The organism is Pseudomonas fildesensis (genome assembly GCF_001050345.1).
GTDB lineage: Bacteria > Pseudomonadota > Gammaproteobacteria > Pseudomonadales > Pseudomonadaceae > Aquipseudomonas > Aquipseudomonas fildesensis.
The window spans coordinates 1-11,477 of sequence record NZ_LFMW01000017.1 but is presented as its reverse complement, the minus strand read 5'-3'; the positions used below and the strand labels follow the sequence as shown (position 1 = coordinate 11,477).

At 60.5% G+C, this 11,477-nt stretch carries 8 protein-coding genes; all 8 read left to right on the top strand.

Annotated elements, in window-relative coordinates:
- The first annotated feature begins 1 nt into the window (after window position 1).
- The 8 genes from ACR52_RS22035 to tssM all read left to right on the top strand — a co-directional run bounded on the left by ACR52_RS22035 (window position 2) and on the right by tssM (window position 11,336).
- On the top strand, window positions 2–2,440 hold the full coding sequence (locus ACR52_RS22035; protein ID WP_048729422.1) for an AAA family ATPase: 2,439 nt from the start codon (window positions 2–4) through the stop codon (window positions 2,438–2,440).
- Window positions 2,437–3,957 (top strand): sigma-54 interaction domain-containing protein, encoded by a 1,521-nt coding sequence (locus ACR52_RS22030; RefSeq protein ID WP_048729420.1) that lies wholly within the window; start codon window positions 2,437–2,439, stop codon window positions 3,955–3,957. Before ACR52_RS22035 ends, ACR52_RS22030 begins: the two co-directional genes overlap by 4 nt.
- 89 nt (window positions 3,958–4,046) lie before the next feature.
- Window positions 4,047–4,178 carry a hypothetical protein gene (locus ACR52_RS22025; RefSeq protein ID WP_048729418.1) on the top strand — a complete coding sequence of 44 codons (132 nt, stop codon included), beginning with the start codon at window positions 4,047–4,049 and terminating at the stop codon, window positions 4,176–4,178.
- 16 nt (window positions 4,179–4,194) lie between these two features.
- A complete protein-coding gene (gene tagH / locus ACR52_RS22020) occupies window positions 4,195–5,385 on the top strand; it encodes a type VI secretion system-associated FHA domain protein TagH (RefSeq protein WP_048729417.1) in 1,191 nt (396 codons plus the stop codon).
- Between the two features lie 5 nt (window positions 5,386–5,390).
- On the top strand, window positions 5,391–5,876 hold the full coding sequence (gene tssJ, locus ACR52_RS22015) for a type VI secretion system lipoprotein TssJ (protein WP_048729416.1): 486 nt from the start codon (window positions 5,391–5,393) through the stop codon (window positions 5,874–5,876).
- A gap of 1 nt (window position 5,877) precedes the next feature.
- Complete coding sequence (tssK, locus tag ACR52_RS22010; protein WP_048729414.1) at window positions 5,878–7,206, top strand: type VI secretion system baseplate subunit TssK; 1,329 nt, start codon at window positions 5,878–5,880, stop codon at window positions 7,204–7,206.
- A 5-nt stretch (window positions 7,207–7,211) separates the two neighbouring features.
- Window positions 7,212–8,078 (top strand): type IVB secretion system protein IcmH/DotU, encoded by an 867-nt coding sequence (gene icmH / locus ACR52_RS22005; RefSeq protein ID WP_048729411.1) that lies wholly within the window; start codon window positions 7,212–7,214, stop codon window positions 8,076–8,078.
- Window positions 8,079–8,093: 15 nt separating this feature from the next.
- The gene (tssM, locus tag ACR52_RS22000) at window positions 8,094–11,336 is read left to right on the top strand and encodes a type VI secretion system membrane subunit TssM (RefSeq protein WP_152687667.1); all 3,243 of its coding nucleotides are present in this window, start codon (window positions 8,094–8,096) and stop codon (window positions 11,334–11,336) included.
- Window positions 11,337–11,477 lie beyond the last annotated feature (141 nt).

Genomic DNA, 11,477 nt, shown 5'->3' with positions numbered 1-11,477 from the left:
TATGATGAATGTAGACCTGCAACAACTGATCCGCACATTGGCCGCTCAGGCCCGTCGCGACCTGGAGCGATCAGCCGAACGGTGTGTCGCCCGCGGTGGCCGCGAAGTATTGGTAGAGGACCTGCTGCTGGCACTGCTGGAGCATCCCTACGGGCTGACGGTCAGGGCCTTGACGGATGCCGGCGTCGAAGTGAGCGAACTGGAGGCGATCCTTCATCCAAAGAGTGAGCAGAGTGCAACGCGCAACCCGGTCTTCGCCCAGGCATTGGTGCACTGGTTGCAGCAGGCGCTGATGCTTGCGCACGTTGAACTGCAGCGCCATGACGTCGACGAAGGCGCGTTGCTGCTGGCGCTCCTGCGTCATCCTTTGGCGCACGCAGGGAGTCGGTATCAGCACCTGCTGAGTCGGGTGGATGCTGATCGGGTGCGTGACTTTGTACTGAGCCAGCGTCCTGAGGCCAAACCCTTGACGACGGAGTCGTTATTGCAGCGCTTTACCCATGACCTGACGCGCCAGGCGCGTGAAGGCTTGATTGACCCGGTGTTGTGCCGCGACGGCGAAATCCGGCAATTGATCGACATCCTGGCGCGTCGGCGCAAGAACAACCCGATTCTGGTTGGCGACGCCGGCGTGGGGAAGACGGCCATCGTCGAAGGCCTCGCCCTGCAAGTGGTGGCAGCGCGAGTGCCGCAATCCCTCAAGGATGTGCGCGTGCTGACCCTGGATATGGGGTTGCTGCAAGCGGGCGCTGGTATCAAGGGCGAATTTGAGCGGCGCCTCAAGGGGGTGATCGATGAGGTCAACGCTTCGCCCCAGCCCGTGATCCTGTTTATCGATGAAGCCCACACGCTGGTGGGGGCGGGTGGCCAGGGCGGAGGGTCCGATGCCGCCAACCTGCTCAAGCCTGCGCTGGCCCGTGGTGAGCTGCGTACCATCGCTGCCACGACGTGGTCGGAGTACAAGAAGTACATCGAAAAAGACCCGGCGCTGGCGCGTCGTTTTCAACCGGTAATGGTCTGCGAACCCAGTGTCGAGGAGGCCGTTTCCATCCTGCGCGGGCTGGTCGCGGTGTATGAGGCCAGCCATGGCGTCTACGTGCGTGATGATGCGGTGGTCGCGGCAGCGCAGATGAGCGCGCGTTACCTGGCAGGGCGCCAGTTACCGGACAAGGCCGTGGACGTGCTGGATACCGCGTGCGCACGGGCGCTTACGCGCTTGGCGGTGCGGCCCGAAGCGTTGCAGCACCTGCTCGCCGAGTTGGCCGAAGGTACGCGGCAGCACCAGGCCTTACGCAGGGACGCCGAAGCGGGGTTACCTGTCGATGAGCCGGTTTTGCAAGCGCTGAGCCTGCGACTTGAGGCTATCGAACATGAGCGCCAGGCATTGGAGCAATGTTGGGTTCAACAGCGCGAACAGTCGTCGGCGAATCCCGAAGTGTGTCCTCGCCTGATAGCCCAGGTCATCAGCGCCTGGACGGGAATCCCGGTCGAGCAACTGGCCCTTGAGCACAATGAAAAAGTCCTGGGTTTCGCCGATGCCTTGCGGGCACGCATCCTCGGACAAGAGCAGGCTGTGCAGGCGCTTGATCGCAGCCTGCGCGCCGTTGCCGCCGGCCTCAATCAGCCGGACGCGCCGGTCGGGGTGTTCCTTCTGGCCGGCCCCAGCGGCGTGGGCAAGACCGAAACGGCGCTGGCCCTTGCCGACCTCCTGTACGGCGGCAAGCGGTTTGTCACCACCATCAATATGTCGGAGTACCAGGAGAAGCACTCACTGTCTCGGCTGATCGGCGCGCCACCGGGCTACGTCGGTTATGGCGAGGGCGGAATCCTGACGGAGGCCGTGCGTCAACGCCCTTATTCGGTGGTGTTGCTGGATGAGGTCGAAAAGGCCGATCCGGAGGTGTTGAACCTGTTTTACCAGGTCTTCGACAAGGGGGTGGTCAATGATGGCGAGGGCCGTGAAATCGATTTTCGCAATACGCTGATCCTGATGACTTCCAACCTGGGCAGCGACTGCATCAGCGAGCTGTGCGCCGACGGCCAGCGACCTGACGTCGGGGTGCTGCAAGAGGCGATTTCCAAGGCGTTGCGGGCTCACTTCAAACCGGCATTGCTGGCCCGGATGCGTGTCGTCCCGTATTACCCGATTGCGGGTGAGGTCCTCAATGACGTGGCACGCCTCAAGCTTGAGCGTCTCGGGCAGCGCCTGCTGGGACGCAACGTTACCTTCACCTACAGGCCCGAACTGGTTGAGTACATGGCTCGGCGCTGTGTGCATGCCGACAGCGGTGCGCGTTACATCGATCAATGGATCGAAACCGATTTGCTGCCGCAGATAGTGGACCGCCTGCTAACGGCTACGACCGTTGGCGAACGCCTGTCGCTGGCGCATGCGACGCTTGATGACAATGGCTTGCCGGTCTGCGAGTTCAGCCAATGATGGACAACCTGTTTACCCAGTTGCCCCATCCCCTGGCGTACGCCGATACCTTGCTGAGCTGGTTCAGTCGACTGGGTCTGGAAGGTGACGAAGCAACGTTGCCAGGGCTTTGTACGGCAGGCATTGCGCAACTGAGCCAGTGTGAACTCAGCCAGCTGTATCTGTTCGACGAGGCGGCCGGCCGGCTGGACCTGATCGCCCAGCATTTACAGGGAGCACTGCCACCGGGCAATCCGGGTTCGGCCCTCGGGTCACAGGATGAGCAGCTGTTGCATTTCGTCCTGACCCAGGGCCGCGCCCTTACGCTGGATGACTTGAGTCAGTGTGTCTATGACACCGGCTTTTTGCCGGCGACGGCGACACCCTGGCATTGCCTGTCCTGCATGCCGTTGTTCGGTCGGCGCAAAACCCTCATCGGTGTCTTGTTGTGCGCCAGCCAGCGCCCGGTTGAGTTGCAAGGCTACGTCCCATCATTGGCCCAACTGGGCAGCTTTGCCCTGGCCCAACTGGCCCTGTTGCGGTGTATGCGACCGGCGCAAGGCGCCATCAGTCCCGCGCCGCGCGCAGCCCTCGGTTGTGCGTATGGGCTGATCGGTAACAGCACGGCGATGGAGCAGACCTGCCGCTTGATCGGCAAGGTCCTGCACACCCCCTATACCGTGCTGCTGCGTGGCGAGACCGGTACCGGCAAGGAAGTGGTGGCACGGGCCATTCATGCTGCCGGCTCACGCAGCACCAAAGCATTTGTGGTGCAGAACTGCGCTGCGTTTCCGGAAGGGTTGCTGGAGAGCGAGCTGTTTGGTTATCGCAAAGGCGCGTTTACTGGCGCGCAGCGCGACTACACCGGGTTATTCGACACCGCCCACGGCGGCACGCTGCTGTTGGATGAAATCGGCGATATGCCGCTGTCGTTGCAAGCCAAGCTGCTGCGCGTATTGCAGGAAGGAGAGGTTCGTCCGCTGGGCGCCAGTGTTTCCCACAAAGTTGATGTACGCATCATCGCTGCCACCCACCGCGACCTCGCAGCGATGGTGGCGAATGGCAGTTTCCGTGAAGACCTGTATTACCGGCTGGCGCAGTTCCCCATCGAGCTGCCTGCTTTGCGTGAGCGTGACGGCGATGTGCTGCAACTCGCACGCCATTTCGCTGAAAAGGCCTGCACGGCACTGGGGCGGCCGCTGGTTGCCTGGTCAAGCGGTGCCCTTGACCAACTGACGAGCCACCGGTTTCCCGGCAATGTCCGCGAGCTCAAGTGTCTGGTGGAGCGGGCGGTGCTGCTGTGTGACGACGATATAATTCTGCCGGCGCACCTGGCGCTGGCGCCGGTTCCTGCGGCCGTCCCGGATTCGACGCTACGTCACCGCCTGGAGAGGGTGGAGCGCGTATTCCTGATCGATTGTCTGCAGAAGAACCGTGGTAACCGAACCCGTACCGCCCGTGAACTGGGGGTAGCACGCCGTACGCTGCTCTACCGCCTTGCGCGCTTGAACATCCCTTTTGGTGAGGTCAAGGGGTAATGCCAAAAGGTGTACCCGAGCATTCCGATAATTCACCGGCGCCTCCAAGGATTCGTGCCGGACTGCCTTACTTCTATGGGAGTTACCTGATGCCTGATCGTCCGTGGCAAGCCGTGGTGCTTGTGTTGTGTTTGCTGGGCGGCTGTAACGCCAATTACGTCTTCGATGATGCTGACTACCGTCCGTTGGGTGACCCGCAGGCGATCACTCGCGGCCAGTAAAGGGGGGGGGCTGACCATGCAATTAGTGTTAGAAGTGTTTGACTCCGCGGGCGCAGAGTCAGTGCCAACGGTCTGCAAGACCTTCGAGGGTGCTGGCGGTGTGATAGGCCGTGGGGCCGGCTGCGACTGGGTGATTCCCGATCCCAGCCGTCTGCTTTCCAGCCACCATGGCCTGGTGAGCTTCCGTGAAGGTCGCTATTTCCTGACCGATATCAGCAGCAATGGCATTTGCGTGATTGGCAGCCAGGAACGCCTGCGAAAAGGGCAGGCGCGACTGATCAGTGAGGGTGACGTATTTCAATTGGGGGAGTTGATTATACGGGCACGACTGATCGGCACGTTGGTGCAGCACAACCCACACAGGGTTGCGGCGGCTGAACCGATTCCCGACGATGCCTTTCTGGCGTTGGACCCCGTGCATGCGCTGGATGAGGAGCATCTGGCCCAAAGCTCCTCGGATGAGTTGGAGGCGTTGAAGGCGATCACCGACGAGCTCGGGCAATGGATGGATCACCGCGCAGCAGAAAGGGAATTCCTGCCCGTGCCTCGATGCGTCGAGCCTGTTCGTGAAGTGCCAGAGCCCCAGCCTGTGACGACTGCGCTTGCTGTCAATGAGGCGTTTTGGGCGCAGTTCGCAGCGGCGCTTGGCATACCGGTGGACGGCCTTGATACGCCAAGTCGAGAGGCGTTGGCAATCAAAGTGGCGAGTTTACTGAGGCACGGTATCGCAGGGTTGCAGCAATGCCTGCGGACCTGCGACGAACTGAAAACCGAGTCGAGCCTGGGTTCTGCAGAGTCCCCTTTCAACAGCCCCAACCCGTTGAGGAACTGCGTGGATGCCCAGGCGGCATTGACGGCATTGCTGGGCACCAACGAGTTGGGCCAACTGCCCGCCGAGCTGGCTATTACTCAAGTGCATCGGGACCTGCAAACGCATCAGGTTGCCTTGCTCACGGCGTGTCGCAGCGCATTGCGCAGCGTTCGAGCCGCGTTCGCGCCCGGCCACCTGCAGTTGTGTTTCGAGCTTCAGGACAAACCGCCCAGGTTTAACACCGACGGTGCGAATTGGCGGGCGTATCAACGTCACTACCAGTACTTGATCGCGGATGAACAATTGAACGAACGCCTGCTGGGCAACGACTTCGTCAAAGCCTATGAGGAACAGGTCCGCCTGATCTCCACCCTCCATGCTGTCTACACAGGATGACGTTCATGTATCGAGCCACGCTTGCATCGATGCTGTTGTTACTTGGCCTGTTGGCCGGGTGCAGCTCGCTTTCGCCTTTTTCGACCCTGACCAAGCTGGACCTGACGTTGGTGGCCAGTGATCAGGTCAATCCCGACTTGCACGGTCGTCCCTCTCCGGTGGTGATACACCTGCTTGAGTTGCGACACCCCGTGGCCTTCGAGAATGCTGACTTCTTCAGCCTCTATGGCCGTGCCGAACAGTCCTTGCCCAAGGACTGGGTGAGCAGCGAGGAGCTGGAAATGCGCCCTGGTCAGCGGTTGACGCTCAAGCTCAGCGTTTCACCGCAGAGCCGTTATGTGGGGGTGCTGGCGGCCTATCGAGATCTGCCCCATGTGCAATGGCGGCTGGTTGTGCCGGTTACGCCGCAGCGACTGACACGGACCGAGTTGGTGCTTGATCAGGCGGGTATCCGGGTCGGCAACCCACTCTTCGGCTCGACAAAGGATTGATATGCACGTTCATAAAGTCATCTGGCAGGAAGGCATGTTGTTGCGGCCCCAGCACCTGCAGCACAACGATCGTTACTACAACCAGCAACTCAACCGGACCCGTTTGCTTGGCAGCGATGCCTGGGGGTTTCTCAGTCTCGACGTCGACTTGCAGTACCTGAATCTGGGCAAGGTCGTCGTGACCCAGGCCAGTGGTGTGTTACCCGACGGCAGCCTGTTTGAGTTGAGCACGGCCATGGAACCGTTGGTACTGCAGGTGCCGGCCAACTCGGGGCGGCAAGGGATTTATCTGGCATTGCCGTTGGCAACCAGTAACCAGATCGAGGCGCGCAAGTCCGACCAGGCCGATGTACTGGCGCGCTATATCAGCTGCACAACTGAGGTAGGCGACTCTAACGCGGGTGTCGACTCCCGTTGCCAGATCAACTGTGGCCGTCCGGATCTGCGCCTGCTTTTGGGGGAGCAGCACAGTGAGCAGGTTTTCGTGAAGCTGAAGGTCGCCCAGGTGCTGGACTCCACGGATGAAGAGGGGGTGAGCCTGGATACGGATTTCGTCCCGACGTTCATGTATCTGCAAGGGTCAGGTTATGTGTCGTCGTGCCTCAAGGAAGTGGTCAGTTTGCTGGCCTGTCGAGGCGATGCCATCGCAGGGCGTATTCAGGGTAGCGGCGCGGGCTCAGGCACGCAGATCGGGGACTTTCTGATGCTGCAACTGATCAATCGTTGCGAGTTGGTGCTGCGTCATTACTTGAGCCAGTCCCAGGTTCGTCCGGAAGCCTTGTACCGGGAGTTGTTATCGATCTTCGGTGAGTTATCGACATTCGCCCACGACAGCAAGCGCGCACATCTGGATGGGCGCTATCGGCATAACGATCAGGGCGCGAGCTTTCGTGGGCTGATGGAGGGCATTCGTACGGTGCTGTCGATGGTGCTGGAGCAGCACGCGATGGAACTGGCGCTGCAACAACGCCAGTACGGCGTGATGGTCTGCCCGGTGAGCGACCTCAAGTTGCTTGGCAGTGCAACCTTCATTCTGGCGGCCCGCGCACAGTGTGATTCGGATGAGCTGCGCCATCGTTTGCCGGCACACCTAAAGATCGGGCCCGTGGAGCGCATACGTGAACTGGTCAACCTGCATCTGGCGGGCATCAAGGTCAAGGCGCTGCCCGTGGCGCCGCGCCAGCTTCCGTTTCACGCGGGCAAAACCTATTTCATGCTCGAACTCAGCGCCCGCGACATCACGCAACTAGAGCAATCGGGTGGTTTTGCCTTCCATGTGGGCGGCGAATTTTCCGAGCTTGAACTCAACTTCTGGGCCATCAGGAACTGAACACCATGAAGACGGACAGTGAATATCCTCAGGATGAGAAAACCGTCCTGCTCGACCGCGAGGGGCGCGGGCCGGCGCAGGGCGCGATGACTGACTTTCCATCGCCCCCGCGTTTCGAACATCTTGAGGACCGAATCATCTACGCCGCCCATTTGCGGGGTGCGCAGACGTTCAATATGGGGCTCAACCTCTTGGTGGCCGCCGCCTGGGAGTTACTGTCGGAGTTGGCCCGTCTCAAGGCAAGCTCTGGCCGGGAAAGCCTGAATACGCTCAACGACCGGCTGTCAGCGGGGGTTAAGCAGTTCGAGACGCGAGCCCTGCACAACGGTGCTGAAAACGCCCAGGTCATGTCTGCGCGCTATGTGCTGTGCAGTGTGGTTGACGAAGCCGTGGTCACCACTGCCTGGGGGAGTCGCAGCGACTGGTCGAAGATGAGCCTGCTGAGCCGTTTTCATAACGAAACCTTCGGCGGCGAAAAGTTTTTCCAGTTGCTGGAGCGATTGTCCCGTGACCCAGTCAAGCATCTCGCGATGCTGGAGCTGATGTATCTGTGCCTGTCGTTGGGCTTCGAGGGCAAATACCGGGTCATGGAGCGTGGCGTGTTGCAACTCGAAGCCTTGCGCGATGCCTTGTATCGACAGGTCAGGCAGGTCAGGGGGGAGCCGCCGCCAGTGTTGGCACTACCGCCCGGCACGGACCCGGTGCGACGTGCAAGGCCGCGCGTTGTGTCTGCTGCCGGGCTCGGGATTTTTTGTCTGGCCTGCTTGCTGTTGACCTACTCCGGGTTTGCCTGGGTATTGGGCCAGGAGCGCACGAAGGTACTGCAACCTTTTCAATTTTCGGCGCCGGACCCTACTCGGACGCCCTTGTAACGCGGGGAGCAATCAATGAACGCATTCTTCAAGGGAGCGGGCACCGTGCTGGGTACGATTTGGGTCTGGAGCCTGCTGCTGGTGCTGTCGATCGCGCTGCTGGTGTGGTTTTTCGGGCCGTTGCTCGCGGTGGACGGTTATCGGTTTTGGCAGGGTTCGACGGCGCGGCTGTTGACCATCAGCGTACTGTTTTTGCTGTGGGGACTGTCGATGGTGGTTGCCAGCGGGCGCCGTACGGCTCGCTTCAAAAAGCCTGAAAATCAGGCAGATCTTGAGCAGTTGGGGCGTATCGAGCATGAGCAGCGTCAGGTGCGTGGCCGTTTCCGGGAGGCGGTCCAAACCCTGAAAACCTCACGCCGCTATGCTGAGCGCAGCGAGCGTTGGCGTGAAGAACTGCCCTGGTACCTGCTGATTGGCGAGGCAGGCAGCGGCAAGACAAGTCTGTTGGCTGCCAGTGGCTTGTCGTTTCCGCTTGACCGGGTAGAGCCGACCACTACCGGACCCACCCCGTACTGTGATTGGTATTTCGCCGACGACGCGGTGTTGGTCGACACCGCCGGACGCTACCTGACCCAATCCGACAGCGCGGTGGACGCTGCAGGTTGGTTGAAATTGCTGGGGCTGCTCAAGGCGCGTCGTGGATCACACCCGCTCAGTGGCGTAGTGGTGACAGTGTCGGTGCCAACGCTGGTCAGCAGTCAGGAGCATGATCTGGAGCATCACGCGCGTCAGATCCACACACGGCTGCAGGAAATTCAGCAAACGCTGCATGTCGATGTGCCGATCTATCTGGTGTTGACCCAGGCTGACCAGTTGACGGGGTTTGCCGAGTACTTCGACTCAGCGCAGGGAGACGGTGCCGAAGCGGTATTGGGCGAGCGGTTGGCAGCAGGCAAGGCGGGTACCGAGATCGCCCAGGTGCGCCAGGCGTTCGAGACGCTGTTGCAGCGCCTGAGCGGTGAGCTGATCCAGCGTTTGCACCAGGAGCGAAATATCGACCAGCGTGGCCAGATACTCGACTTTCCCCAGCAGGCGGCGCGAATTGGCGAGCGTTTATGCGCGTTCGTCGAGTTGGCTTTTTCTGCTCATCGTTATCAGCGCATCAATGGCTTGCGAGGTTTCTATTTGACTTGCGCCGGTGATCGGCGCTCCTGTTTCATCCAGGGTTTGTTTAACCGGGTGATTTTCGCCGAGGCTGGCCTTGCCGGTCTCCAGACCCGGGAACAACACCGTATTCGTTGGCGCCAGAGGGCGTTGGCGACGGCCGCGTCCCTGGTTATCGGTGCGGCAGGGTGGTTATGGACGCACAGTTACTCGGCCAATCAACAACGCCTGGCGCAGTTGGCAGACCTGACACGCCCGCCGCCCGCCACTCGCCAGGGTACAGACGACACCCTCGCCGTGTTACCCGTGTTGGATGCCCGTCTGGCGGCGACCCGGGTCTTTCCTCATTTGGAAGACGTCCGGTGGGTTGAGCGAGCAGGCTTGTATCAGGGAGAAGCGAGCCAGCCGGTGCTGACCAAGGCCTATCAGCAGTCCCTGCAAGAACAGTTATTGCCCCGCGTCGTCGCGACGCTTGAAGAACAGGTGCGTGCCAGCCTGGACGATCGCGAACGGTTGATGGACAACTTGCGGGCGTACCTGATGCTTACACTGCGCGAGCGTCGTGATCCCGCTTGGCTGGCGGAGCGCGTTGCTGCTCATTGGTCAGCACGTTACGCCGGTGATACCTCGGCGCAGAGCCGGCTGAATCAACACCTGGCGAGTTTGCTTGGGCAACCGTTCGGGGCACAGCTCGACGATGAACTGATAGCCCAGGCGCGTCAGGCGTTGCGCGGTGAGTCCTTGGCTGATGTGGTCTATCGAGTACTGCGCGAGCAATCCCGGAACCTGGAGCCGTTGCGCCTTGCCGAGGGCAAGGTATTCGCCGCCATCGATCAACCCGTTCCAGGGTTTTATACAAAAAGGTATTTGCAGTATTTCGAGACGCAGGGCCCACGGTTGGTGAATGCCATCGCTCAGGATAACTGGGTGCTGGGTGAGGGGGCCGACTTGAGCGCCATGGATTTGCGCCGGTTGATGGTCGAACTGGAACAACGCTATTTCAGTGAGTACGCCGATGCCTGGAGTGATGCGCTGGGCCGAATGAGCCTGCTGGAGTCTGACAGCCTCAAGCACAGTGCCGAGCAACTCGCCAGCCTCACTTCAGCTCAATCGCCGCTGGTGCACCTGTTGCAACAGGTCAGGGAAAATACCCGTTTGCTGCCCACCCTTGAGCGACTTGACGACGTAACACGCGAGGCAGGCCAGCTTGGCAATATGGCCCAGGCGGCGAGCCCAGTGCTGGTGCAGTTGCCGGTGCATGTTCTGCCCGACTCTGCCCGGCGTGCATTGCAGCGCCGTTTCGAACCGTTGCACCGGTTGCTTGATGAGCAACAGAACCCCGGCCCCGAGTTGACCCAGGCATTGCGCCTGTCCGATGAGTTGCAGCTGCAACTGGCAACCCTGAACCTGGAGAGTGCGCCGGAACAGGCGGCGTTCCTCAGGGTCACGCGGCGCATGGAGGGGCAGCAGGATGTGCTGGGTAATCTGCGCGAGGTGGCCGCTCGTTTGCCGTTGCCGCTGTCCGAGTGGTTTGGAGGCATTGCGGACGATACCTGGCAGCGCTTGCTGGAGAGTGCTTACGTGCATGTGAACCAGCGTTATCAAAGCGATGTGTACGGTGTCTACGCCAAGGCGATCCGTAAGCGGTATCCGTTCAGTGCCGACGCCACCAGCGATGTGGCCCTTGGCGATTTCCATGAGTTCTTCAGGCCTCAAGGTGTGTTCGCGCGGTTTCATAACAGTTACTTGCGGCCTTTTGTCAGTGCTGAAGGCACCCGCTACCGTTTGCGCGGCGTGGATGGTCGCAATTTTCCAATGTCGCGTTCGCTGCTGGAGCAAATGACGAAAGTGCAACTGATCCGCCGAAGCTTTTTTACCCCGGAACAAGGCGAGTTGTCGGTAGGGTTTACCTTGGCACCCTACAGCCTGGATCAGGCGGTCAGTCGGGCGGTCCTGCGTGTGGGTGATCAACAGCTGGAATACCGGCATGGCCCGATTGTGCCCATGGCATTTCACTGGCCGACCGAGGCGGATAATGGCCGCAGCAGCCTGGTACTCGAGCGAGGGGAGGCGCGGGCTCTGGGTATCGAGAAAAACGCAGGGGCCTGGTCATTGTTCAGGCTTTTTGACTTGATGCTGTCTTGTCCTGAATAAGGTTTACACCTTCTGACCCAATCTCAGGAGGGCGTAATGAATTCAGGAAAAAGGCGCAGTCAGCGTGATTACTCGCTGACCTTTAAATTGTCAGTCGTCGATCAGGTCGAAAAAGGCGAGTTGAGTTATAAAGAGGCTCAA